This window comes from Streptosporangium sp. NBC_01810 (assembly GCF_035917355.1).
Taxonomy (GTDB): Bacteria; Actinomycetota; Actinomycetes; order Streptosporangiales; family Streptosporangiaceae; genus Streptosporangium.
Window position 1 is genome coordinate 567725 of record NZ_CP109070.1, and the last position, 22888, is coordinate 590612.

Here is a 22888-nt window from a genome sequence, read left to right on the forward strand (position 1 = left end):
CCAGTCTCGGCCAGGCAGCCGTCGATCAGATACGGCCGGGTTGCGTCCACGGCCGTGGTGTACAGCCCTGTTTCAGCTACGGCTCGCTCCCCGGTTCGGCCGACATCCCGGCGATCGTCGTCGACCACCTCACCCACCCGTCGCCGATCACGCCCGGCGGGATGAAGGGGGTCGGCGAGAGCGGCACGATCGTCTCGGTCGCCACGGTCGTGAACGCCGTGGCTGCGGCCCTGCCTGAGGTAGCAGACAAGATCACTTCGGTGCCCTTGACCGCGGAGAAGATCTGGACGCTGCTGAATGCCGCAAACGCGACGACCGGGCAGGACGGGAACGGAGTCGGTGCCAACCGCCTGTGAGGTGGTCGGCTGCGCCCTGATCCGAACGTCAGGTGATCTGGATCGTCGGTCCGGTCCGCCCGTCGAGGGGAACATGCGGCACGTCGCTCCGCAATGGCCGGATCGAGGCCTTCACCCTGGACCGGGAACGCAACTGGCCGGTTCCGGGGTTGAGGGCGCTGCAGGTCAGTACCGCGCGGCGGCGGGCGGGATCTTGGCCGGGGCGGAGCGGAGTTCCTCTTCGAGGGCGTCGACGAGTGCCCTGGCCGCCTGGCGCAGCCGTACGCGGCGGGCGGTGAGGTCTTCGACGAACGTCCGGGCCTTTGGCCCCACCCAGGTCGGCCGGCCGGTGAGCTGGCCGTGGGCCGGGTCGAGGGCGGCCTCCAGGACGGCGACCCGCGCCCTGAGCTCCGTCAACGTCTGTTCCAGCAGTTGGCGCCGCGGGTTGGGCACCAGATCCTCCGGGCGAGAATTCATTTATCCCTCTTCGGATGCGGATACATCGGACGGACTATTGGACATTATTGGGTCTACGGCACATCGGCCAGCCCTGGAGGAATGCATGGGACGTTTTGTGCGGCGCGGTGTCCTGGTTTGTACGGTGGTGTTACTGGGTGTGGCCGGATGTGGGGATAGCGGCCCTACGGCGGCCGAAGCGGGCGAGACCCTCAAAACTCATATCACCGAGTTGATGAAGGAGAGCCACGTTCTTGATGTCCGCATCACCGATTCTGGTGGGCGTGATATTCCCTGTGGGAAGGGAAAGGCCAAACGGACCTTCGCGGCTACGGCGAGGGATGCCGCGCCGCAACGTGATCCGGGCGGGCTCAACACCTACATGCTCGGTGTGCTCTCCTCGGTTGCCCCTTACCGGATTGCCGGAGATCAGGGCAACGCTCCTATTCGGCTTGCCAATGACACATACAAGACAGTGATCATCTTGGAGTCGCCAGGTAACGGGCAATACGGAGTGTGGGGCGAGACCGAGTGTCTTCCGACTTCGTGAGCTAGCTATCGTAGGCCAACCCGCGCTCTCTGCTCAGTTTGTTGCCACCTTCGAACCGACTCGCCATCTTTTGGGATAGATCGCCCATCGATAGCTCGTCGTCGCCACCCATGCCGTTGGCCGCTGCCCACCGCTCGAAGGACTCCAACCCCTTGTTGCCCTGTTTGATCAGTTCGGCGAACGGTCTGAGGTTGCCCTTGGCGTCGATGATGGACACGCCGGGTGGGCAGCTGGCCTGGAACTCGGCGGCTGTCACCTTCGGGGTGAAGCCGTTGGCCATCAGCAGTTGCGCGTACGTGTGCTGGCGGCTGAGGGTCGCCGCCCTGTCGTCCTTGTTGGCCTTGTCCATCCGGGTCTCGTCCTCCTCGCCGAAGGCGCCCTCGGCGGAGAGGGAGGTGCTTAGCGCCAGCCAGCCGAACCCCCACACCAGGTTCGGTGCGTAGAGCGTGCTCGCCAGCCCGATGGCGGCGTCGCGGAGGAAGTTCACCGTATCCTTGCGCTGCTTGTCGATCATGTCCAGGTTGCCCTGGACCTTCTCGACGGCGGCCAGTTCGAAGCCGCGTACGTTGCCCAGGGCGGTGAACGCCTTGTCCAGGTGTTCGACGTCCCCGGTGCGCCGGGCCGTCGCCGAGGCGTCGGCGATGAGCTGCTGGGAGAAACGGCCCATGCCCTGGTCGAACGGGGCGAGGTTCTTCGCGGAGTCGGCGAAGGTCTTCAGGAAGTTGTAGGTGTCCTTCGGGCTCAGGGTGAACGCCGCCGTGGTGCCGAAGGCCGAGGTGAAGGGCTTGAGCGTGCTCGCCTCGGTCATGTTGGCGTCGCCGATGTTCGCGCCCTCGGTGATCTCGGTGGCGTAGGCGCCGGCCAGTGTCGACATGTAGATCCTGGCTGCCGGCGCGACCTCCATCGGGGTGGCCGGGGAGTCCTCGGTGCCGTCGGTGTCCTTGAGGTCGCCCATGATGGTCATGACATTGAAGGCGAACTTCGCGGCCTCGGGGCTGTGCGGGCCCTTCTCGTAGGCGCCGCCTCCGGCGGCGAGCATCCGGCCGAACTCCGCGCCGATGTCGAAGTCCACGCTCGTCGGCCACCGCCAGGGATGTTTGGGGGTTTCCAGCCCAAACCAGGGTGTTTTATAGATTTTTGAGGTTTCTGGGCGGTTGAGCTCGGTGAGCAGGTCTCTGAGGTCCTCGCGCGACATGGCGTTGAACAGGCCCCTGGCCACCTCGGGGTTGTTGGCCAGGGCGGGCAGCAGTGGGACGAGGTCGGTCTTCCACCGCCGGGGGCGAGTGCCGTCGCCGTCGCCGACCGGCTTTCCCACCCTGCCCCGCGCTATCTCGGTGAGCCACGCGGCGGGGAACATGCCGTACCGGAGCAGGGACGCCAGCTCGCCGTCCGGCGCCTTCTTGAGGTTGCCCGCCTCCCAGGCCGAGCCGAGGAGACCCGGCTGCGCGCCGACCGCGGTGGCCAGGGCGTCGCCGATGACCTTCCGGTGCTGGTCGCCCGCCTTCTTGTCGTACCTCTCCAGACGCTGGATCATGCCGAGCATGCCCTCGGGGCCGAGGACCCGGAAGAACCCGGCGGTCAGATAGGCGTCCTGCTGCCCGTCGGCGAGTTTGCCGAGGATCCGGTCGTAGGCGGCATCGGGCAGGCCGAGGGTGGACGGGGGAAGTCGCGAGAGCTGAAAGGCGAGCTCGGTGCCCTCTTTGGCGCTGCCCGCCGGGGACTTTCCGGTCTTCTCGTCGTAGGGCAGCAGCCCCCACTGAAACGAGTCCCCAACTTGGCCGCCGGTCCATGCCGAGGTCTGTCCTGGGAGGCTGACTCCTACTCCCAGCATGGGCAGGTCCTGGTTGATCGTCTGCAGGCGGTTGCGCAGCCCCAGGAGTTCGTCGCTGACCCAGCCGTCGATCTCCCTGAGCGGCAGCAGTCCCGCCGCCGGCACCTCGGCCGTTGCGAGCAGCTGCCGGATCCGCTCGGTCTGCTCGCCGATCACGTCGCGACCGCGCTCCAGCGCGGTGATGAAGCCCTGCATCAGCTCGGGGTCGATCCCGGCGAAGTCCGGCGGCAAAGATCCCGTTCCCGGCGATATCGCCTCCACGCCATTCTCCCCGCTCCGCTTTCAGCCATTTAACTCTAACTCTATAATAAGCATATTAAAAATAGAAAATATGGACCTTTCAGGCATTATGGGGTGATTTCTACCTTGCTCTACTGTTCCCACGTGCACGTCCGGTGGATGGTAGAGGGGGGGCTTCCCCCCCCGCGATGGCGGTAAATAAGGAAGAAGTGGGTGATATGTCGGTTCCACCCTTCTGGAGCCGGCCGCGGGACTCCGGCGCGACTTCCGGAACCCGCCTTTGAAGCGATGATTCGCATCAGTCTGAGGAGCGACGGCGCTGATCCTCTCGTCGGATCAGATGCGGCGGCTGCTGATCCTGGCCCTGAGCGACCGGCCGCGATACGCGCCGACCCTGGACCCGCTGCCCGGAGCCCAGCGGGGAGGCGGAGTCACTGCGGCGCCGGTTCCCCGACCGGCACACCGCACGGCTCAACGCCGACGCCACCTGCGAGCAGGCACTTGACCTGCTGGCCTCGCACAGCTGCGTCCACTTCGCCTGCCACGCCGGACAGGACCTCGCCGACTCCAGCCAGGGCGCGCTCTACCTGTACGACAGGCCTCTGAAGGTCACCGACCTCGCCCGCCTCGATCTGGAAACGGCGGAGCTCGCCGTGCTGTCCGCCTGCCAGACGGCCGTCGGCGGCACGGACCTGCCGAACGAGGCGATCCACCTCTCGGTGGCACTGCTCCTCGGCAACTTCCGGCATGTCGCCTCGACCCTGTGGGCCGTGGGGGACGGACAGCGCCCGAAGCGTCATCGATGAGGTCTATCAGGAACTCGGCAACCGGCAGGGCCGCATCCACACGTCCCGGACGGCACGTGCTCTGCACGACGCGGTCAATCGCGCCCGCAGGCGAGAGCCCTACCGCCCCATCGCCTGCTTCGTGCCGGGCCGCCACTTCTCCCGCCGTATGGGCCGGGAAGGCGGGCCGGTCCTGGGGGCCGATGCCCCGTCAGCCGCGCGGGTCGAGCAGCCGGGCGCTCTCGCGTACACCCTCGATCATCAGGTCGCGGTGCGCGCGGAAGTAGTCGAGCGGGGCCGAGGCGGTGACGGCGCCGACCACGCTCGCCGAGGCGTCGAGGACGGGAACGGCGACGCAGGCGAGGTCGGGACGGAACTCCTCGACCTCCTGGGCCATGCCCGTCGCCCTGACCCGGTCCAGTTCCTCCTCGAAATCCTCCAGCCGGGTGATCGTGTTGCTGGTGAGGCGGCGCAGTCCGAACTCGGCGAGGTAGGTCCGGCGGGCGGGCAGGTGCGCGAGGAGCACCTTCCCGAACGCCGTCGCGTGCGCCGCCTCGTGGAAGCCCACGTCCAGCGGCTGCACGCGCGGCGTCTCCGGCGAGTCGACCACCTCCGCGACCACGAGGTGGGCGTCCCGCAGCACGCTGTAGTAGACGGCGGTGCCGCTGATCCGGTGGGCGTGCTGGAGGGCCTCCGACACCAGCGGCGTGCTGCCGAGCTGGTCGCGGAGACGCTGGTTCAGCGACGTGAGCTTGTAGCCCAGGCCGTAGCCCCGGGAGTTGGGCAGCCGGACCAGGTAGCCCTCGTGGATGAGCGTGTTCAGCAGGTGGTACGTGGTGGACAGTTTGAAACCGCAGCGCCGCGCCACGGCCTTGGCGGTGACGCCGTCACCGGCCGACCCCACCACCTCCAGCACGCGCAGCGCGCGCTGGACGGACGAGAGAAGTCCCTGGCTCTCAGCCGGTTGCGACACGGAGGACCCTCATGAACTCGCGCATCCACGCCGGATGGTCGGGCCAGGCCCGCCCGGTCACCAGGTTTCCGTCCACGTGGGCCTCGCTGTCGATCCAGGTCGCGCCCGCCACCTCGACGTCCGGGGCGCAGGCCGGGTAGGCGCTGCTCTCCCGGCCCTTCAGCACGCCCGCCGCCGCCAGCAGGATCGGCCCGTGGCAGAGCGCCGCGATCGGCTTGCCGCTCTCGGCGAAGTGCCTGACGATCTCCAGGCACTGGCGGTCGTTGCGGATGTACTCCGGCGCCCGGCCTCCGGGCAGCACCAGCGCCGCGTACCGCTCCGGCTCCACGTCCGCGAACGCGAGGTCGGAGGGCCAGGTGTGCCCCGGCTTCTCGGTGTAGGTGTCGAAGCCGTCGACGAAGTCGTGCACCACGAACTGGAGCTTCTTGACGCTCGGCGCGGCGATGTCCACCTCGTACCCCTCCTCAAGCAGCCGCTGGTAGGGGTACATCACCTCCAGGTCCTCCGCCGCATCACCTGTGACGATCAGCACTTTGGCCATCGCGTAACACCTCCGTAATCAGTATCCCCCGATCCTTGCCACGCACGGGGGCAGGGTCAACGCCGGAGATTCCACAGGTCGGAAAAACGGACATTCCCGATGTGGTGAGACATCGGAGATGTAAGCGCTGGGGCACTGCTCTCGTTCACCAACAGCATCGGGAGCATGGCACGCGAACGTGCCACTCTTGTGGCGTTGCCGCACCCCCGGTGGGTGTTGGAAGTGAGGCCGGGACTACCGATGAAATCGGGCGCCCGGCCTTCGCGTCATCAAGAGGCGGTTGCCGGGCGTGGACGAGCAGTGGAACGCGGGCGGTGCGGCGAGTGACACGCCGGAGCTCGCTCTGCACATGCGCTCCGTCGGCCGCTACGGGCGATAGGCATCTCGACGGTGTTTGATGGTTTGGATCGTCACGGTGTGCTTGTCTTCGTCAATGCGATAGACAGCACGATAAGTTCCGCGTCGGGCGACATGTAGCCCTTCGTATGGCTCTTGAAGAGGTTTGCCTACGCGCCAGGGCTCGCGTGCGATGGCACCGGTAATCAGCTCCCAGGCCGCGGCCGCCACGGTCTCGGGGAGGCCCGAGGCGAGTGCGCGGCAGGCGGGCGGGTCGAGGAGAACCGTGTATCGGTCGCTCACGCGCTCGCCTTGCCGAGGCGAGCGGCCATGATGGCGGCCATCTCCTCCTCGGTGGTCACGTCGCCGCGAGCCTCGGCAGCCGCGGCCTCGACCAGGTCTGCGCGCATCTCCGGATCAGCGAGGATCTCCAGTGTCTCCTGCAGAGACTCCCACTCGGCCACGGACACGATGACGGCATGCGGACGCCCGTTCCGGGTGAGCGTGAAGTGATCGTGCTCGCGGGCGGCCCGATCCGCCAGCTCGGTCAGCCGGTCCTTCGCTTCGCTGATCGGAATGATTTCCATGCAACGATGATATCTCTGGCCTGAATATCGGCCAAAGTTTCGGCTAGTGCTGTGACTGGGAACGTTCACCGGGTTGGGCGTTGGGCGCCCAGCGCGTCCGGGGCGACGGGCGCCTGCGTTGCGCCGGCGCAGGTAGGACTGCGGAGCCTGGACGACCGGTGGCCACCGGCCCCGGCAAGGGTTTCCGGTCACCGCACTACCCGTGTGCCCCGACGATGCGCAGGGCGAGCTCGCAGTAGTGGTCGGCGATGTCCTTGGCACTCCACTCGCCCTCCTCGCGATACCACCGGGCGACGTCGACGCCGAGCGACAGCAGCGCGAGCGCGCTCATCCGCGGGTTGGCGGTGTGGAACACGCCGCCGGCGACGCCGGCCTCCACGATCTGACGCATCTCCTGCCCGATGGCGCGCCGTACGGCGCTGATCTCCCTGTGGTGCTCCGGGCTGAGCGCGGCGAGCTCGTAGTTGACGACGCGTGCGCTGGTGTGGCTGCGGGCGTGGTGCATGGTGAACTCGCGGACGACCGCCAGGAGTTGCTCCACCGGGTCGTCCGAGCTCGCCGCGCCCGCTCGCACGAGCCGCAGCGTGAGGTCGTGTCCCGACCGTGAGATCAGGTAGAGCAGCTCCTCCTTGGACTTGTAGTGCACGTAGAGGGCCGCGGGGCTCATCCCGGCCGCCGATGCGATGTCGCGGGTGGTCGTGCCGTGGAATCCCTTGGCGGCGAAGGACTCCACAGCGGCGGCGATCAGCCGGTCGCGGGCGTTCTCCGGGCGGGTTTCCCCTGTCGGGGGGTGGTCGTCCGGCACGTCACCACTTTCTGCGATCTGGCGCACAAGCTCCCCTTGCGGTTGGGGCGTTGACAAGGATGTCGCAATTGAGGAAGGCTAAGCAAGCGCTTAGTGATAAGCAAGCGCTTAGTCAGCCTGCTCGTGCGAGGTTCTCTTGAGGCGCAGTATCTACAGCTCCGACCACGAGGCGTTCCGCGGCTCGGTCCGGGCGTTCCTGCGTGACCAGGATCTGGGCCGGCTCCAACGAGATCATGGAGGAGCTCATCGGCCGGGACCTCGGTCTCTGACCGGCGACAGAACGTGGAAAGCAGAGGAGAAGACCAAGTGAACGAGCAGCAGAACCGGCAGCCGGGTCGCATCGCGATGGTCACCGGGGCCGCCCGCGGCATCGGCGCCGCGGTCGCGAAGCGTCTCGGCGAGGACGGATTCGCCGTGGCGGTCCTGGACCTGGACGAGGAGGCGTGCAAGCCGGTGGTGGACGAGATCGAGGCCGCCGGTGGCAGGGCACTGGCGGTCGGCGTGGACGTGGCCGACGAGCAGGCGGTGGAGGCCGCGGTGGCCAGGGTCGCCGGTGAGCTCGGCGCTCCGACGGTACTGGTGAACAACGCCGGCATCACCCGCGACAACCTGCTGTTCAAGATGACCGCGACCGACTGGGACGCGGTGATGGGCGTGCACCTGCGCGGGGCGTTCCTGATGAGCAGGGCCGCGCAGAAGCACATGACCGATGCCAGGTGGGGGCGCATCGTGAACCTGTCCAGCACCTCCGCGCTCGGCAACCGGGGGCAGGCCAACTATGCCGCGGCCAAGGCCGGCCTGCAGGGCTTCACCAAGACGCTGGCGATCGAGCTGGGCAGGTTCGGGGTCACCGTGAACGCGATCGCGCCGGGGTTCATCGAGACCGATATGACCGCCGCCACCGCCGAGCGGGTCGGGGTGCCGTTCGAGCACTTCAAGGCGGCGGCGGCCAAGGAGATCCCGGTCGGGCGGGTCGGCCGGCCCGAGGACATCGCCGCGACGGTGTCGTTCTTCGTACGCGAGGAGGCCTCGTTCGTGTCCGGTCAGGTGATCTACGTCGCCGGCGGGCCCCGCGCCTGACGGCTGGGACGACGATAAGGCGCGAATGACGACGTTCGCCGGTGCCCCGGACGAGGTGCACAAGAACTCCCTGGCCCGCAACGAACTCAGGCGGCAGACAGGAATCGCGTGACGAGCCGCCCGGGTCGGCGTTCAGTCCAGCCGGGCGGGTTCGTGGGCGGACGGCGGCATGTTTTAGATGTGATGGTCGCTCCGACAGGTCGCCGGGAGTTGGGTGAGCAACCGGAGTCCCGGCCGACATCGACCTCAGGCGCCGGGATACTTCCTGAGCCAGGCGTCGGTGATCTCATGATCTCCAGCGGACCAGGCCGCGAAGTCGTCCGCCAGTTCGGTGATGGCGTCGCGGCCCTCCAGGTGGGTGAGCCAGCCGGAGGGGAGCGCGGCCTCGCCGTGCAGGGCTCCCAGCAGGTTGCCGCAGACGGCCCCGGTGGAGTCGCTGTCGCCGGAGTGGTTGACCGCGAGCAGCAGCGCCCGCCCGACGTCGCCGGGCGCGGGGTACGCCAGGGCGCAGTAGACCGCGATGGCGAGCGCCTCCTCGGCGACCCACGCCCCGCCGAGTGACTCGACCCGCTCCGGGCTCGGATCACCCTCCGCCGCCAGGGACACGGCGGTGCGCAGCGCCTGGCTGGTCTCCTCGTGCGAGGGGTACGTCTCCAGCAGGTCCGCCGCCTTCCGTACGGCCCGCGCGAGCGGCTCGTCCTCCGCCACGTTCGGCGGCGGAGTCGGGAAGCCGCTCTGCTCGGCGGGAGTCACCAGGAAGTGCATGGTGGCCGCGAAGGCGCCGGCGGCGAGGTAGCCGGTGGGGTGGCCGTGGGTGAGCTGGGCGCACTCGGCGGCCAGGTCGAAGGCGTGCCGTGGACTTCGCGCGCGCAGGCCGAACGGGGCCGAGCGCATCACCGTTCCGCAGCCCTTGGAATCGGGGTTGACCGGACCCGGCCTACCGAACGGCGCGGGGACGCCTGCGTGCCGGTGCCGCAGGCCCGACAGGCAGGCGTTCCCCGGGGCTCGCCGGGAGTAGAGCCACCTCTGCTCGCGGAGCAGGCCGGTGCGGATCGGGTCATTCCCCGAGGCGTTTGGATCGTACGCCGAGGAGCCGGGGGAGCGGTCGTTCGCGGTGGGGGGTGGGGAAGGATGCCGCTGGGTGTCCAGCCAGCGCAGGTAGGCGCGGTGGACCGCGCCGAGGTCGCCCCCGCGGATCAACCCCTCCACGGTGAACAGCGTCATCTGCGTGTCATCGGTGATCAGGCCCACCGTGCCACGCCAGTCGGGAACCAGCCCGGTCACTCCCGCAGGCCCGTGCTGCCTGCGGATTCTCCCGATCGACTCGAACTCGATGGGAGCCCCCAGTGCGTCGCCGAGCGCGCCGCCCAGCAGGCAACCTCTCACGCGACTGCGATAGTCCGGCAGGTCATGGGCGGGAGGGCGCACGTGATTCACTCCTCGACGGGATCGGGATCGGGATCGGGATCGGGATCGGGATCGGGATCGGGATCGGGATCGGGATCGGGATCGGGATCGGGATCGGGATCGGGATCGGGATCGGGATCGGGATCGGGATCGGGATCGGCAGGACTCGGAGTTTGAGACTCTACGCGGAGACATAACGGAAAATGACCAATATGGAGTGGGCTGGGCCTCGATTTCGAGGAGTCTCCGAAACGTGGAGAACGGCTGTCACGCGGCCGTGTGAGAAGCCTCTGAAACATGGCGCGGTGCGACATCCGGGGAATGTCCTCGTCGCCTTCGGGAACCGCGGGTGCTCGGGAAGGCAACAACGGGTGTCCTGACCGAGAGCCGAGAGGCCGGATATGAGCGAGACGAGCCGGACCGGGACGGAGGTCGGCGCGGTCTTCTCCCACGACGAGGTGGGGGATGACGGCCCCTTCTCCGCTGACGGGTCGGAGATCCCCTCCACGGGGGCGGGGATCGACGACGCCTCACTCATCGAGCGGTCCCGGCGGGAGCCCGAGGCGTTCGCCGAGGTCTTCCACCGGCACGCGCCGGAGATCAAGCGCTACGTCACCCGGCGGCTGGGGGTCGACGCGGCGGAGGACGTGGTGGCGGACACCTTTCTGGTGGCGTTCCGCGGGCGGGAGGGCTACGACCCGTCCCAGCTCAGCGCGCGCCCGTGGTTGTACGGCATCGCGACCAACCTGATCAGGCGGCACCGGCGCGTCGAGGTGCGGCAGCTGCGCGTTCTCGAACGGACCGGCGTCGATCCGGTGACCGTCCCGTTCACCGAGCGCAGCGACGAGCGGTTGAGCGCCGGTGCGGTACGGCGGAGCCTGGCGGCCGCCCTGGCGGGGTTGCCCACGGGCCACCGGGACGTGTTGCTGCTGGTGACGTGGGGCGGTCTGACCTACTCGGAGGCCGCCCAGTCGCTGGGCATCCCGGTGGGCACGGTCCGCTCGCGCGTCAACCGCGCCCGGAGCAAGGTACGCAGGCAACTCGGCGGAGTCGATCCCACGTCTGTCAGCGAGGAGCCCTTCCATCATGTTTAGCAAGGGGACTGCCAGGTTTATCCGGCAGGTGAAGCGCTTCCCCGTCACGGTTCCTGTGTTCGGAACGGTCAAGGTCCGGCCGTCGCCTGCCTCGGCCGGGGGAGTCGAGAAGCCGCTCCCCCCGGGGAACGGAGAAGTCACGGATGAGATGACCCGGTTGAACCGGCTGCGCGCCGAGGTGCCCCATCCTGACCTGCGGGAACTGCGCGCCGAGGAGCGGCGGCTGCTGTCGGAGATCGCCGCCCACGGCAACGCGCGGGCCGCGCGCCCGGATGGTCGCCCGATGAACCCGCGCGGGCTCGTCCGGAGGAGCCTACGGACGAGCCTCGCCGTCGGGGCCACGGCCGCCGTGATCACGGGAGTGGTGTATGCCAACCTCGCCGCGCGTCCGAAGGAACCCGTCAGGGTGGCGCCGATGGCGATGTCGGAGGTCCTCCAGCGGGCCGCCGACACCGCGAGCAGGCAGGACGAGCTGCACCCGAGGCCCGGCCAGTTCCTCGCCTACGAGTCGCAGGCCATGTTTCCGGTCAAGCTGGAGGAGGGCCGCTACCTCGACCGCAGCATGATCAAGCTCTGGCTACCGGCCGAGGGTTCTCCCCTGGATAAGGGGGTCATATCGGTTAAGCACCTGGAACCGGAGCCGTATCCGGGAGAGCCGCTGCCCGCCGAGGCCAGGCGGCGGGCGGGGGGCGGGGGCGAGCCGTCGAGACTTGAGGGCATCGACATCCGTCCCGACCACCTGCGCACCGACTACGCCCACCTGAGCCGGTTGCCCACCGACCCCGCCGGGATGCGTGAGCATCTCTACACCGGTCTGTCAGGGGGACCCCTCGATCACTACGAGGCCTGGGGGCGGGTCGGTTCGATGATCACGCAGGCGTACCTGCCGGCCGCCCAGCGGGCCGCGCTCTTCAAGGCGACCGGCACGATCCCCGGTGTCGAGACCGTCGACGGGGTCGAGGACGCCGCGGGACGCGCAGGGGTCGCGGCGGCCATGGCCAACCGGGAGGGTGGGGTACGGCACGAGTACATCTTCGACCCCGCCACCTACCTGTACCTGGGCGAGCGCGTCGTCGTGGTGGACGCGGCCAGGGCCGGGGCCCCGGTGGGCAGCGTGCTGACCTCGACGGCGCTGCTGAAGGTCGAGGTGGCCGACCACGCGCCCAAGGTCGCCCGATAGCCGGGGCCGTGCCGCCCTCTCCAGCGGCCCCGCACCCCCGGTAGCCGGGGTGCGGAGCTCCGGCGCCACCGGCGCGGGGGTCCCGGATGCGAGCACCGAGGGCATCGCCGGGTCGGGGGCTCCCGAGGGTGAGCGGCACCGGGCCACACGATCGTGATGTACCCGTCGAGTGGTACAAATCCACACTTTTTACTCCGAATCAGGGGTATGGCGGGGCCGTTGTTTTCTGTCACCATTACCCCATGCACGCCTTCCGTCTTGTTCGCGCCGCGGTGTTCGCGGTCGTGTGCGTGACGGCGTCGCTGGCCATGCACGTGCTGGCCGGAGGCACTCCGGTCGGGCCGGGCGTGCTGGTCTGGGCGGTGCCGCCGACCGCGGCGGGCGCGTTCCTCCTCGCCCGGCGGCAGCGTGGCTTCGGCATGCTGCTCGGGGCGAGCTTCGCCGCGCAGTACGGCATGCACCTGTGGTTCACCTCCGGCGCGGTCACACCGGCGACGGGGCACGGGCACGGTGCCGGTGGCCTGTCCACAGGTGTGTTCATGCTGCTGGTGCACGCCGTGATGGCGCTGCTGTCCGCCCACTGGCTGGAGCGGGGGGAGTGCGGCCTGGCCATGCTCCTGTACCTGCTCTTCGCCTCGGTACTCACCCTGCTGTTGTGGCGCGCGCCCGTCGCCTGCCGCGTCGCCCCGCCCGTCGCGCCCGACGACCGGGTCCCACTCCGCACCCGGCTGCTCGCCGCCGCGGTGTCACGTCGCGGGCCGCCCGCGCTCCCGCTCGGCATCTGACATCGGGCCCGCGCGCCCGGACGCCGTCGTGCCCTTCCGGGGCTTGCGTACCCTCTCGGGGCCTGCGGCTCCTTCCGGGGCTTGCGTACCCTCTCGGGGCCTGCGGCTCCTTCCGGGGGCTCGGGTACCCTCCCGAGGCCCGGGGCTCCGAGCGCCGCGCGTTTCCGGACCGTGAACCGTCGCGCCCTTCCCGGACGGTGAGCCGGCGTCCTGCCACCCCGCCCGGGGTGGCGAGCCGGCTCTCGCAGTGCTCTCCCGGTCTCCTGCCCCGATGCCGTCACGCTCTCGCGACGACCGTCCCGGCGAACCGGATCGGCACCCTCGAACCGAACCCCACACCGCGGTGACGCGTACCTGCCGGTGCGTGCGTTCCCTGCGAACGGAGAACTCCCATGACGTCGAACGTCGACCTCCAGCCCGAGGCTGGACCGTCCACACCCGCCACCCCCCGCACCCCCTCCACCTGGGCGACGCTGCGCTCGCTCCTGCTCCGCCTGCACTTCTACGCCGGCATCCTCGTCGCGCCCTTCCTGCTGGTGGCGGCGGTGACCGGCCTGCTGTACGCGGCCTCCTTCCAGCTGGAGCAGGTGGTCCACTCCCACGAGCTGACCGTCCCGGTCCCCCAGGGGCAGCAGAAGGTGCCGCTGGCACGGCAGGTCGCCGCCGCCACCGCCGCGCACCCCGAGGGAACCCTCGGAGCCGTGCGGACCTTCGACGAGCCGGGCCAGACGACCCGGGTGCTGCTCGACGTGCCCGGCCTCGCGGAGAGCACCCGCCTGGCGGTCTTCGTCGACCCGTACACCGGCCAGGTCCGGGGCGCGCTGGAGAGCTACGGCAGCTCGGGCGCCCTGCCCGTGCGAACCTGGATCTCCCAGCTCCACCGTCACCTGCACCTGGGCGAGCCGGGACGCGTCTACAGCGAGATGGCCGCCAGCTGGCTCTGGCTGGTCGGACTCGGCGGGCTGGTGCTCTGGCTGACCCGTCGCCGCCGGGCAGGCCGGCGGCTGCGCCGCGTCGTCGCGCCCGAGCGCGGCGCCCGCGGTCTGCGCGGGACCCTCTCCTGGCACGGCTCGGTCGGCCTGTGGGCGCTTCTCGGCCTGCTCGCCCTGTCGGCCACCGGTCTGACCTGGTCGAAGTACGCCGGAGCCAATGTCGACGTGCTGCAGACCTCGTTCGGCTGGTCCACCCCGTCGATGCCCTCCTCCGGCGGCCACGGTGACCACGCCGCCGGGGGGCACGGAGGAGGTGGCACCCAGACCGTCGACGCCGACCAGGTGGTCCAGGCGGCGGCGGGCAGGGGCCTGTCCGGACCACTTGAGGTCGTCTGGCCGTCCGAGCCGGGGAGCTCGTACGTCGTCAAGGAGATGGACCGGCTCTGGCCGCAGCGCAACGACCAGGTGGCGGTCGATCCCACCACCGGCCAGGTGAGCGCCGAGCTGCGCTTCGACGACTTCCCCGTCGTGGCCAAGCTGATCCGGTGGGGCATCGACGGGCACATGGGCTTGCTGTTCGGCCTGGCCAACCAGATCCTGCTGGCCGTACTGGCACTGGCGCTGATCTCGGTCATCGTGTGGGGCTACCGCATGTGGTGGCTGCGCCGCCCGACCCGGGGTTTCGGCGCCCCCTACAGGCGCGGCGGTCTGCGGAGGCTTCCCCCGGTCGTGCTCCTTCCCCTGGCGGTCGTGGTGATCGCCGTGGGCGTGTTCCTCCCGCTGCTGGGCATCTCGCTGTCGGCCTTCCTCGTCATCGACGTCGTCCTGGCCAGGATCGCGGCGTCGCGCGCGGGGAGAGTCGGCGCCGACAAGCTCGGTACTGACGAGTCCGGCACTGACGAGTCCGGCGCGGACAGGTCCGGCGCTGACGAGTCCGACGCGGACAGGTCCGGCGCCGGGGTCTCCGGCTGAGGTCGCAGGGGTGCGGTGCGGGCGCGTGCCGCACCCCCGCGTACGCCTTCCACCACCCTGGTCAGTCCGGGTGGTGCTGGTGCTGCAGGTAGGCGGCGGTCTCGGGGTTGGCGGGGAAGTACGCCTCGATGGCCAGCTCGGCGACGGTGATGTCCAGTGGGGTGCCGAAGGTGGCCATGGTGCTGAAGAAGGCCAGCTCCCGGTAGCCGCGACGGAGCCTGAGCGGGATCACGATGTGACCGGGTCCTGGCCGGTCTATCTCCGGCTCGGGCTGGTCGCAGGGGTAGTCGTCGAGTTCCTGCCAGAGCTCGGCCAGCTCGGGGTCGGCGGTGAGGCTCATCTGGCGGCGGAGCCGGTGCAGGAGGTGGGCCCGCCACTCGCCCAGGTTGATGATCTGCTGCGCCATGCCCTTGGGGTGCAGGCTCAGCCGGAGCACGTTGACCGGGGGGACCAGCAGTTCGGGTGCGACCCCGCGCAGCAGCAGCCCGGTGGCGGAGTTGCGGTCGATGAGGTTCCAGCGCTGGTCGACGACCACCGCCGGGTACGGCTCGTGCCCGCTGAGCACCTGTCCCAGCGCCTCGCGTACGGACGCCATGTGCGGGGAGTTGAGCGGTGTCTCCGAGTAGAGCGGTGCGAAACCGCCGGAGAGCAGCAGGTGGTTGCGCTCGCGGAGGGGGAGTTCCAGCTCCTCGGCGAGGTGCAGGATCATCTGCCTGCTCGGTTTGGACCTTCCGGTCTCCACGAAGCTCAGATGCCGGGTGGAGATGTCCGCCTGGATCGCCAGGTCCATCTGGCTCATTCGCCGGCGCTCCCGCCACTGGCGCAGAAGCTCACCTACCGGCCGGGACGCGCTGGTGGTGGTCATGCAGCACACGATAACTGGTGATGATCAGCAAAACCATTACTGAAGACATAATGCCTGCCATGATGTGGAGGAGACGGCCAGGAGTTCGTGTTCGTCGGAAGGCTGGCCCCTGAAACCCTCATTGGCTAGAATTATGTACATGACGGTTCTTTCTCTGGCAGACGCGCGAAACCGACTCTCCGGAATCGTCGAGTCCGCTGTCAGCACCCACGAGCGGTTCGAGATCACCCGTAACGGCGTGCCCGCCGCCGTGCTGCTGGCCGCCGATGACTACGACACGATGCGTGAGATGATCGAAATTCTCGCCTCGGCTGAAACCGTGGCGGCCATCCGAGAGGGGCTCGCCGACCTGGATTCGGGACGCACCTTCTCGCAGGAGGAGGTGGAGGCCGAGCTTCGCCGGACCGGCCGTCTGTGAGCGGGCGGTACGAACTCAGCCTCACCCGTCGTGCCAGGCAGGATCTCGCCGAGCGGCTGCCGGCGAAGGTCGTGCCCGCGGTCTGGGAGTTCATCACCGGCCCGCTTCTGGACAATCCTCGCCGGGTGGGCAAGCCTCTCGATGAGCCCCTCGCCCCGCAGTGGTCAGCGCGGCGAGGCGACTACCGGGTGCTCTATCTGATCGACGACGGCCGGATCGTGGTGCAGGTGATTACCATCCAGCATCGGGCGGACGCCTACCGGTCGCCATGAGTGGTGAGCCGTGCTTTGGTCGGCATGACGCCGAGCCTGAAGGACGGCCATCTCTGGCGTGACGGCCGTCCGATGAACGGTCAGCGGTGGCGGACCTTGGTGGTGAGGCGGTTGAGGATGCGGTCCCACTCGGTGCCGAAGGGGTTGTCCTGGACGAGGTAGGTCCAGGTGGCGGTGGGGCGCTTGAGGCCCGCGCCGTCGAGGTCGAGGCCGTCCTCGGTCACCGTGGCGGTCTCGAAGGTCTCGACCGAGCGCGACTCGATCTCGGCCAGCAGGCGCTGGTAGGCCGGGACCGCGTCCTTGTGGAACTCGTCGATCGGGTTGAGCCGCCCGAGAACCCGCAGGTGGATGCCCTCGCGCAGTTCCCCCAGGTAGGCCAGGTGGTCGGCCCAGCCGCGGTCGAGGTGGAACAGCACGATCTGGCGGGCGGCCTCGTGGAGCACCTCCTCGCCGACGCTCTCCTGTAGCTCCGACCATCGCTCGGGGGCGGCCGAGGCCAGGGCATCGCCGGCCACCCGCTCGCGCAGGACCCGGTCGCGGCGCTCCAGCAACTGGCCGCGCTGGCGTTCGAGCAGGCGGGTGTAGCGCCAGGTGTTGCGGTGGATCTCCATGTTGACGCCCTCGGCGACCCGCTGGGCGTGGCCCACGAGGGAGTGCTCCGGCACGCCCTTGGCGTACTCGTCGGCGACGTAGTGGGTGATCAGCTCGTCCTCGCCGCTGACGTAGAAGACCGAGCCGCCGGGGTCGCCCTGACGGCCCGCGCGCCCGCGGAGCTGGTCGTCCAGCCGGCTGCTGGTGTGCCGTCCCGAGCCGATGACGTACAGGCCACCGAGCTCGTCGACGCCCTCGCCGAGGCGGATGTCGGTGCCGCGCCCGGCCATCTGGGTGGAGACGGTGAGCGCGCCGCGCTCACCGGCCAGGGAGATGATGGCCGCCTCCTCGGCGTCGTTCTTGGCGTTGAGGACCACGCACTCCAGTCCTCGGCCGCTCAGGGTCAGCGCCAGGCGTTCGGACTCGGCCACGTCCATGGTGCCGATCAGGATCGGCCGGCCGGTGGCGTGCACCTCGGTGATCTCCTCGACCAGCGCGAGGTCCTTCTCCATCCGGTACTCGAAGAGCCGGTCGGGCTCGTCGGTCCGCACGCACGGCCGGTTGGAGGAGACCACGGCCACCTTGAGGTCGTAGAACTCCCGCAGCTGGTCGCCGACCGCGACCGCGGTGCCGGTCATGCCGCACTTCTCCGGGTAGCGGGTGATCAGCGCCTGGACGGTGATCGAGTCGAGGATCTCGCCGGTCTCCGAGGGTGACAGCGCCTCCTTGGCCTCCACCGCCGCCTGCAGGCCGTCCGGCCAGCGCTGCAGCAGCGCCACCCGGCCCCGCGACGGGTTGATCAGGTGCACCTTGCCGTCCCGGACGATGTAGTCGACGTCCTTGGTCAGCAGAGCGTGCGCGTGCAGGGCGAGGTTGACCTCCGTCAGCGTGGCGGGGGTGTCGTAGAGGTCGAGGCCGAGCGCCTGCTCGACGGTGTCGATGCCCTTGGTCGTCAGGTGGACGTTGCGCGCCTGATCGTCGAGCTCGTAGTGGTAGCCCTTGACCAGCTGCCTGACCAGCGCCGCCATCTCCGGCACCGCGTCGCCTGGGTCGGCGGCCCCGGCCAGCACCAGCGGCACCCTGGCCTCGTCGACCAGCACGGAGTCGGCCTCGTCGACCACCGCCACGGCCGGCGCGGGCACGATCAGGTCCTCCACGCGGGTGCTCAGCCGGTCGCGCAGCACGTCGAAGCCGATCTCGCTGACCGAGCCGTACGTCACGTCCGCCGCGTACGCCGCCCTACGTTCCCCGGGCGTGGAGTTCTGTCCGATCCAGCCGCAGGAGACGCCGAGCGCCTCGTACAGCGGACCCATCCATTCGGCGTCACGCCGGGCCAGGTAGTCGTTGACCGAGATGACGTGGACGCGCTTGCCCTGCAGGGCGTATCCGGCGGCGGCCATCGCGCCGGACAGGGTCTTGCCCTCGCCGGTCGCCATCTCCGCGACGTTTCCCGACAGCATCGCCAGCATGCCGACCAACTGCACGTCGTAAGGACGCAGGTCGAGCGTGCGGCGCGAGGCCTCCCTTACGATCGCGCAGAACTCCGCCATGTCGTCGACGGAGGGCGTCGGCAGTTCGTCGAGCGCGCGGATCCGCTCCTCGCGGGTCCCGGCGTCCGCCACGACCCGCTCGAACTTCGACAGGTCGATGGTGCCGGGGCGTTCGAGGAAGCGCCTGAAGAGCTGAGTTATCGAGGCCACGTTCCCTCCAACGCCCGTTCGCGGGCTCGCGTTCCGTCTCTTCGCACATTGTGATGCAAAGATCGATTGTTCATGGATCGGAGCGGGTTCGCGAGGTCTCCGGAGCGGCAGGCTGCTCGCCGGGGATATCGGGCCGCTGCGATGCCGAGGTGCTCCTGGTCACCGGGCCGTTGCGATGCCGAGGTGCTCCTGGTCACCGGGCCGCTGGGACGCCGAGGTGCCCCTGGTCACCGGGCCGCTGGGACGCCGAGGTGCCCCTGGTCACCGGCCCGGCCGGTGGAGCAAGGTGAGGACCACGGAATCTTCGACCCGGTTTGCCGGATCCTGATTCCCTGTTTCGCGACACGTTCGCCGGTCATGGGGGTCTCTCCCACATCGACATCGATTACTCAAAGTAAGATTACGAAAGTGAAGAGTAGTCGCGAGGCGATCTCATCTGCGAAAACGGCATCCGGTGGACTCCGTCGCGTTGTGCTGCTGCGCGCCACCGTCACCGACGGTGATCCGTCCGCGCGGCGCGGCTGGCCAACTCCCTGAGCCGGGCCTTCGCGCAACTGATCGACGACCTCGAACACCCCGCTCAGTCCCCGGAGGGGGCGAAGGTGAGCGTCTCGATAGTCGACCAGGCGCAGGTGCCGTCCGCGCCGATCGAGCCGCGACTGCCGATCAACGTGGCGCTGGGCGCGCTGATCGGCCTGACGGTCATCGGGGGAGTGATCATCTTGAGGGATCGGCTGGACACGACGATCCGCACCCCGCAAACGCTGCGGAAGGCCACCGCGGTGCCGGTGCTGAGCGAGATCGGCTACGAGCGCGACGCCCGGCGGCACCCGCTGATCACCGAGCGGGACGGCTCCTCCGCCCAGATCGAGGCCTTCAACACGCTGCGCACGAACCTGCAGTTCATGAACGCCGAGCACCGACCCAGATCGCTGGTGGTCACCAGTTGTCTCCCCGGCGAGGGCGTGTCCTGGATCTGCGGCAACCTCGCCGTCGTCCTGGCCGAGGCGGGCTTGCGGGTAGCCCTCGTCGACGGCGACCTGAGGCGGCCGAGCATCGGCGAATACCTGAAGACAGGTGACCGGCCCGGCCTTACCGACGTACTGGCCGGCCGAGCCGAGACGTCCGCGGTGATGCGGCAGCGGGACGTGTCGGACGGCCGGCTGTCCGTGATCCCCAGTGGACCGTTGCCGGACGGCCCGAGCGTGCTGCTCGGCTCCCAGCGGATGCGCCTGCTGATCGACGAGCTCGTCGACGCCTGCGACATCGTGATCATCGACACGCCGCCGCTACTGCCGGTCACCGACGCGGCGACGCTCGCGGCGAACTGCGACGGGGTACTCCTGGTGGCCAGGTGCGGCAGGCCCCGCGAGCAGGACGTGGCACACGCACTGGGCCTGCTCTCCTCCGTCGGCGCCCGCTTGGTGGGGGCGGTGCTGAACTTCGCCCCCACCCGCCGCGGCGACGCTCGTGAGTATCCGTCCTACGCCCCGGGAAACCTGACCAGAGAACCGCGTATCCCGCCCGTACCTGACGACAGCTGACAGGTACGGGCGGGACGATCGTTCCATGACCATGACAGCGAAATTCCTGGCCGTGAACATCGATTGCGCCGAGCCCAGGCGACTGGCCGAGTTCTACGCGGCCGTCTTCGGCTATGAGCTCCAGTACGCGGAGGACACCTACGCCGGTATCGGCGACGGCACGATGACCGTCTACTTCCAGCAGAACCTCGACCGCAAGCCCGCCGCGTGGCCTGGCCCCAACAAGCAGTTCCACCTGGACGTCCGTGTCGCAGACGTCGAGGCGGCGGTCCGGGACTACCTGGAGATCGGGGCCACCAGGCCCGCCTTCCAGCCCGGTGAGGGAAAGTGGGTGGTGCTCGCCGACCCCGAGGGCCACCTGTTCTGCGTCTGCCCGACAGGCGACTAGGCGACCTGCCGCCGGGGGAAACAAGAGACGGCATAGGTCCCTACCCGTTCGTCTCGCGCTCTAAGCTTGCGGGGTGACCCAAGAAGCGCTTCTTCCCAGATGTCCTGTTCGCTCTGCGGGGTGGCGATGACCTGGGTCGGGATATCGATCGCGTTGGTCGGCGCGCTGGGCTACGCCCTGGGGGCCGCGCTCCAGCAGTTCGAGGCGGTCTCCGAAGGCGCCTCGCTGAAGCTGATGAGGCGGCCCCGCTGGTGGTTCGGCGGTGTCATCGGGTTCACCGGGGCATCCCTGCACGCCGTCGCCCTCAGCTTCGCGCCGCTGATCGCGGTGCAGCCGATCAGCGTGGCGACGCTGGTGTTCGCGGTGCCGCTGGCGGCGATGCTGCACGGCAGGCGCCCGCACCGGGCGGAGATCAGTGGCTCAATCGCGGTGGCCGTCGGGCTGCTCGGCCTGCTGCTGCTGGTTCCGGTGCACCCGGTGAAGCCGCACATGACGAACCAGGAGGCGCTGGGCTTCCTCGGCTGCGTCGGGCTGGTCATCGTGGTGAGCCACCTGCTGGGACGGAAGATGACCGGCTCGGCCAAGGCACTCACGCTGTCGGTCGCCGCGGGAGCGATGACCGCCAGCGTCTCCACCTTCGTCCGGGTGGTGGGCGGCAACTTCGGCGGTGACTTCGGCACGCTGCTCAACTGGTTCACGGTCGCCATCCCGGTGCTGCTCGTCTGCGCGATCGTGTTGCTGCAGAAGACCTACGAGGTGGGTTACTTCGGCATCTCCTACGCGGCGGTGCAGGTGGTCGACCCGATCACCTCGATCCTCGCCGGTGTGCTCCTGCTCGACGAGGCGGTGCCCACCGGCTGGCTGAACGTGGTTCCCGCGCTCTTCGCGGTCGCGCTGCTCGTCTGGGGGACGGTCACCCTGGGGAAACTCTCCCCGGACCACGGGGTTCCGGCCTCGGTACGCGAGAAGGCGACGGTCTCGCCGTAGGCGCCCTTCGTGGTGGGTCAGGTTGAGGGCGGCGGCCAGCCGAGCACCTCTTGTGGTGGGTCAGGTTGAGGGCGGCGGCCAGCCGAGCACCTCGTCCATCGCGCCGTTCACGCGCGAGGGGGCGAGCCGCCAGCTGAGCGCCGTCATCGTGTCGCGCAGCCGCACGGCCAGCGGGTTGCGCAGCCGGGTGACGCGGCAGATCGCGGCGGACCGGGCCACGATCCTGGAGGTGCGCTCCAGCCGGGCGGCGGTGTAACCGGCCAGCACGTCGTCCCCGCCAAAGAACACGGCGCCCGTGCCGTCGCCGACCACGTGGGCCAGCACCACCGCGTCCTCGATCGCCTGGCAGGCGCCCTGGCCAAGGTTGGGGGTCATGGCGTGCGCGGCGTCGCCCAGCAGCGCGACCCTGCCCCGGTGCATGGCGGGCAGCGGAGGGGCGAGGTGGTGGACGTCGTTCCGCAGCACCCGTTCCGGCGTGGCGGCGGCGAGCAACTCCGGGATCGGGGAGTGCCAGTCTCCGAACAACCGGCGCAGCTCGGCCGGCTGGTCTCCGCCACCGCCGCCCGCCGGGACGGTGTCGGTGGCGTAGCAATAGGCCGTGTCCCCGGCCAGCGGCATGACTCCGAAGACCTTTCCGCGCCCCCAGCTCTCGTATGCCCGGCCGCGTACGCCCGGGGCGGGCACGAGCAGCCGCCAGGCGGTGATGCCCGAGTAGCTTGGGGCGGGGTGGCCGGGGAACAGCGTGGACCTGACGGGGGAGTGGATGCCGTCGGCCCCGATCACCAGGTCCGCCTCTGTCCGCCCGCCGGCGAAGGTCACCAGACCGCTGTCCGGGTCGACCCGTGTGACCTCGGTGTTCAGCCGGACCGTACCGGTCGTGAGGCGTGCGGAGAGCGCGGCGACCAGGTCCGCGCGGCGCCCCAAACCCGCAGGCGGACGATCGCCCGCTACGAACTGGCCCTGGAGGCCACCCGCCGTCCCGAGCTGCGCACGATCTATGACAGGGCCGGCGAGCGCTTCCGTGACCCCGCGGCCGCGATCCTCGCCGCCGCGGGGTCGCCCGACCCGGTACGGCACGGGCGCCGGCTCGTCGCCTTCGGCGAGGGCGTCATGTTCGACGCCATCGTCGGCGCCGGAGCCGAACCGACCCTGGACGACCTCCGCCGGGGGATCGGGGAACTGCTGCGTGGCATGCTCGGCCGGGAAGGCGCATAGGGCTCGGCCGAAGCGTCGC

At 69.5% G+C, this 22888-nt stretch carries 25 protein-coding genes and 1 pseudogene; 14 read left to right on the forward strand and 12 right to left on the reverse strand.

All coding sequences use genetic code 11. The features are described from left to right. Window positions 1–161: 161 nt before the first annotated feature. Window positions 162–356, forward strand: coding sequence for a hypothetical protein (locus tag OIE13_RS02555; protein ID WP_326643534.1), 195 nt, complete (start codon window positions 162–164; stop codon window positions 354–356). Window positions 357–521: 165 nt separating this feature from the next. On the opposite strand, the gene OIE13_RS02560 is transcribed toward OIE13_RS02555, so the two are convergent. Beyond that, window positions 522–812 (reverse strand): hypothetical protein, encoded by a 291-nt coding sequence (locus OIE13_RS02560; protein WP_326643532.1) that lies wholly within the window; start codon window positions 810–812, stop codon window positions 522–524. 85 nt (window positions 813–897) lie between these two features. Between OIE13_RS02560 and OIE13_RS02565 the strand changes: the two genes are divergently transcribed. Further along, window positions 898–1341, forward strand: a complete 444-nt coding sequence (locus OIE13_RS02565) for a hypothetical protein (RefSeq protein ID WP_326829474.1) — start codon at window positions 898–900, stop codon at window positions 1339–1341. Window position 1342: 1 nt separating this feature from the next. Here the strand turns inward: OIE13_RS02565 and OIE13_RS02570 are convergent, their stop codons facing one another. Then, window positions 1343–3433 carry a hypothetical protein gene (locus OIE13_RS02570; RefSeq protein WP_326829475.1) on the reverse strand — a complete coding sequence of 697 codons (2091 nt, stop codon included), beginning with the start codon at window positions 3431–3433 and terminating at the stop codon, window positions 1343–1345. A gap of 386 nt (window positions 3434–3819) precedes the next feature. Here OIE13_RS02570 and OIE13_RS02575 point away from each other — a divergent pair. Then, a pseudogene (locus OIE13_RS02575) lies at window positions 3820–4218 on the forward strand (CHAT domain-containing protein); the annotation flags it as partial. Between the two features lie 190 nt (window positions 4219–4408). Here the strand turns inward: OIE13_RS02575 and OIE13_RS02580 are convergent. From OIE13_RS02580 to OIE13_RS02600, 5 genes are all read right to left on the reverse strand, one after another. Next, window positions 4409–5170: an IclR family transcriptional regulator gene (locus tag OIE13_RS02580; RefSeq protein ID WP_326643525.1), complete on the reverse strand. Its 762-nt coding sequence runs from the start codon at window positions 5168–5170 to the stop codon at window positions 4409–4411. Next, entirely contained in the window at window positions 5154–5711 is a 558-nt protein-coding gene (locus tag OIE13_RS02585) for a DJ-1/PfpI family protein (RefSeq protein ID WP_326643523.1), read from the reverse strand. Before OIE13_RS02585 ends, OIE13_RS02580 begins: the two co-directional genes overlap by 17 nt. Before the next feature lie 366 nt (window positions 5712–6077). Then, window positions 6078–6350: a type II toxin-antitoxin system RelE family toxin gene (locus OIE13_RS02590; protein WP_326829476.1), complete on the reverse strand. Its 273-nt coding sequence runs from the start codon at window positions 6348–6350 to the stop codon at window positions 6078–6080. Further along, the gene (locus OIE13_RS02595; RefSeq protein WP_326643521.1) at window positions 6347–6634 is read right to left on the reverse strand and encodes a type II toxin-antitoxin system Phd/YefM family antitoxin; all 288 of its coding nucleotides are present in this window, start codon (window positions 6632–6634) and stop codon (window positions 6347–6349) included. Before OIE13_RS02595 ends, OIE13_RS02590 begins: the two co-directional genes overlap by 4 nt. A gap of 196 nt (window positions 6635–6830) precedes the next feature. After that, complete coding sequence (locus tag OIE13_RS02600) at window positions 6831–7466, reverse strand: TetR/AcrR family transcriptional regulator (RefSeq protein ID WP_326829477.1); 636 nt, start codon at window positions 7464–7466, stop codon at window positions 6831–6833. A 312-nt stretch (window positions 7467–7778) separates the two neighbouring features. Between OIE13_RS02600 and fabG the strand changes: the two genes are divergently transcribed. Next, the gene (fabG, locus tag OIE13_RS02605) at window positions 7779–8519 is read left to right on the forward strand and encodes a 3-oxoacyl-ACP reductase FabG (RefSeq protein WP_326830258.1); all 741 of its coding nucleotides are present in this window, start codon (window positions 7779–7781) and stop codon (window positions 8517–8519) included. 246 nt (window positions 8520–8765) lie between these two features. Here fabG and OIE13_RS02610 read toward each other — a convergent pair whose 3' ends face one another. Further along, a complete protein-coding gene (locus OIE13_RS02610) occupies window positions 8766–9947 on the reverse strand; it encodes an ADP-ribosylglycohydrolase family protein (RefSeq protein WP_326643517.1) in 1182 nt (393 codons plus the stop codon). Window positions 9948–9952: 5 nt separating this feature from the next. Further along, entirely contained in the window at window positions 9953–10240 is a 288-nt protein-coding gene (locus OIE13_RS02615; protein ID WP_326829478.1) for a hypothetical protein, read from the reverse strand. A gap of 87 nt (window positions 10241–10327) precedes the next feature. On the opposite strand from OIE13_RS02615, the gene OIE13_RS02620 reads away from it, so the two are divergent. The 4 genes from OIE13_RS02620 (at window position 10328) to OIE13_RS02635 (ending at window position 14889) form a co-directional block, all read left to right on the forward strand. Continuing rightward, window positions 10328–11020, forward strand: a complete 693-nt coding sequence (locus tag OIE13_RS02620) for an RNA polymerase sigma factor (RefSeq protein WP_326643513.1) — start codon at window positions 10328–10330, stop codon at window positions 11018–11020. Window positions 11021–11168: 148 nt separating this feature from the next. Further along, entirely contained in the window at window positions 11169–12200 is a 1032-nt protein-coding gene (locus OIE13_RS02625) for a CU044_5270 family protein (RefSeq protein WP_326643511.1), read from the forward strand. A 242-nt stretch (window positions 12201–12442) separates the two neighbouring features. Further along, entirely contained in the window at window positions 12443–12985 is a 543-nt protein-coding gene (locus OIE13_RS02630; protein ID WP_326643509.1) for a hypothetical protein, read from the forward strand. Between the two features lie 392 nt (window positions 12986–13377). Beyond that, complete coding sequence (locus OIE13_RS02635) at window positions 13378–14889, forward strand: PepSY-associated TM helix domain-containing protein (protein WP_326829479.1); 1512 nt, start codon at window positions 13378–13380, stop codon at window positions 14887–14889. 61 nt (window positions 14890–14950) lie between these two features. Here the strand turns inward: OIE13_RS02635 and OIE13_RS02640 are convergent, their stop codons facing one another. Further along, window positions 14951–15754, reverse strand: coding sequence for a helix-turn-helix domain-containing protein (locus tag OIE13_RS02640; RefSeq protein WP_326643506.1), 804 nt, complete (start codon window positions 15752–15754; stop codon window positions 14951–14953). A 139-nt stretch (window positions 15755–15893) separates the two neighbouring features. On the opposite strand from OIE13_RS02640, the gene OIE13_RS02645 reads away from it, so the two are divergent. Together OIE13_RS02645 and OIE13_RS02650 are read left to right on the forward strand one after the other, a co-directional pair. Continuing rightward, the gene (locus OIE13_RS02645; protein ID WP_326643504.1) at window positions 15894–16172 is read left to right on the forward strand and encodes a type II toxin-antitoxin system Phd/YefM family antitoxin; all 279 of its coding nucleotides are present in this window, start codon (window positions 15894–15896) and stop codon (window positions 16170–16172) included. Continuing rightward, window positions 16169–16444 carry a type II toxin-antitoxin system RelE family toxin gene (locus OIE13_RS02650; protein WP_326643502.1) on the forward strand — a complete coding sequence of 92 codons (276 nt, stop codon included), beginning with the start codon at window positions 16169–16171 and terminating at the stop codon, window positions 16442–16444. The genes OIE13_RS02645 and OIE13_RS02650 overlap by 4 nt, the downstream gene beginning before the upstream one ends. A gap of 80 nt (window positions 16445–16524) precedes the next feature. Here the strand turns inward: OIE13_RS02650 and secA2 are convergent, their stop codons facing one another. Then, entirely contained in the window at window positions 16525–18735 is a 2211-nt protein-coding gene (gene secA2 / locus OIE13_RS02655; RefSeq protein ID WP_442816035.1) for an accessory Sec system translocase SecA2, read from the reverse strand. A 557-nt stretch (window positions 18736–19292) separates the two neighbouring features. Between secA2 and OIE13_RS02660 the strand changes: the two genes are divergently transcribed. From OIE13_RS02660 to OIE13_RS02670, 3 genes are all read left to right on the forward strand, one after another. Beyond that, entirely contained in the window at window positions 19293–20279 is a 987-nt protein-coding gene (locus OIE13_RS02660; RefSeq protein ID WP_326830260.1) for a polysaccharide biosynthesis tyrosine autokinase, read from the forward strand. Window positions 20280–20304: 25 nt separating this feature from the next. Then, window positions 20305–20667, forward strand: a complete 363-nt coding sequence (locus OIE13_RS02665; protein WP_326643500.1) for a VOC family protein — start codon at window positions 20305–20307, stop codon at window positions 20665–20667. A gap of 99 nt (window positions 20668–20766) precedes the next feature. Beyond that, on the forward strand, window positions 20767–21654 hold the full coding sequence (locus OIE13_RS02670; protein WP_326643498.1) for a DMT family transporter: 888 nt from the start codon (window positions 20767–20769) through the stop codon (window positions 21652–21654). Between the two features lie 60 nt (window positions 21655–21714). On the opposite strand, the gene OIE13_RS02675 is transcribed toward OIE13_RS02670, so the two are convergent. Then, window positions 21715–22437 carry an FAD-dependent monooxygenase gene (locus OIE13_RS02675; RefSeq protein ID WP_326829480.1) on the reverse strand — a complete coding sequence of 241 codons (723 nt, stop codon included), beginning with the start codon at window positions 22435–22437 and terminating at the stop codon, window positions 21715–21717. On the opposite strand from OIE13_RS02675, the gene OIE13_RS02680 reads away from it, so the two are divergent. Beyond that, the gene (locus OIE13_RS02680) at window positions 22414–22869 is read left to right on the forward strand and encodes a hypothetical protein (protein ID WP_326643494.1); all 456 of its coding nucleotides are present in this window, start codon (window positions 22414–22416) and stop codon (window positions 22867–22869) included. The genes OIE13_RS02675 and OIE13_RS02680 overlap by 24 nt on opposite strands. Window positions 22870–22888: the final 19 nt, after the last annotated feature.

Excerpts from the sequence above, each read along its gene's own strand:
- OIE13_RS02555 (WP_326643534.1), top strand. The coding sequence starts at position 162 with ATGAAGGGGGTCGGCGAGAGCGGCACGATCGTCTCGGTCGCCACGGTC.
- OIE13_RS02560 (WP_326643532.1), bottom strand. The coding sequence starts at position 812 with ATGAATTCTCGCCCGGAGGATCTGGTGCCCAACCCGCGGCGCCAACTG.
- OIE13_RS02565 (WP_326829474.1), top strand. The coding sequence starts at position 898 with ATGGGACGTTTTGTGCGGCGCGGTGTCCTGGTTTGTACGGTGGTGTTA.
- OIE13_RS02585 (WP_326643523.1), bottom strand. The coding sequence starts at position 5,711 with ATGGCCAAAGTGCTGATCGTCACAGGTGATGCGGCGGAGGACCTGGAG.
- OIE13_RS02595 (WP_326643521.1), bottom strand. The coding sequence starts at position 6,634 with ATGGAAATCATTCCGATCAGCGAAGCGAAGGACCGGCTGACCGAGCTG.
- OIE13_RS02615 (WP_326829478.1), bottom strand. The coding sequence starts at position 10,240 with ATGTCGCACCGCGCCATGTTTCAGAGGCTTCTCACACGGCCGCGTGAC.
- OIE13_RS02620 (WP_326643513.1), top strand. The coding sequence starts at position 10,328 with ATGAGCGAGACGAGCCGGACCGGGACGGAGGTCGGCGCGGTCTTCTCC.
- OIE13_RS02625 (WP_326643511.1), top strand. The coding sequence starts at position 11,169 with ATGACCCGGTTGAACCGGCTGCGCGCCGAGGTGCCCCATCCTGACCTG.
- OIE13_RS02630 (WP_326643509.1), top strand. The coding sequence starts at position 12,443 with ATGCACGCCTTCCGTCTTGTTCGCGCCGCGGTGTTCGCGGTCGTGTGC.
- OIE13_RS02635 (WP_326829479.1), top strand. The coding sequence starts at position 13,378 with ATGACGTCGAACGTCGACCTCCAGCCCGAGGCTGGACCGTCCACACCC.
- OIE13_RS02640 (WP_326643506.1), bottom strand. The coding sequence starts at position 15,754 with ATGACCACCACCAGCGCGTCCCGGCCGGTAGGTGAGCTTCTGCGCCAG.
- OIE13_RS02645 (WP_326643504.1), top strand. The coding sequence starts at position 15,894 with ATGACGGTTCTTTCTCTGGCAGACGCGCGAAACCGACTCTCCGGAATC.
- OIE13_RS02665 (WP_326643500.1), top strand. The coding sequence starts at position 20,305 with ATGACCATGACAGCGAAATTCCTGGCCGTGAACATCGATTGCGCCGAG.
- OIE13_RS02670 (WP_326643498.1), top strand. The coding sequence starts at position 20,767 with ATGTCCTGTTCGCTCTGCGGGGTGGCGATGACCTGGGTCGGGATATCG.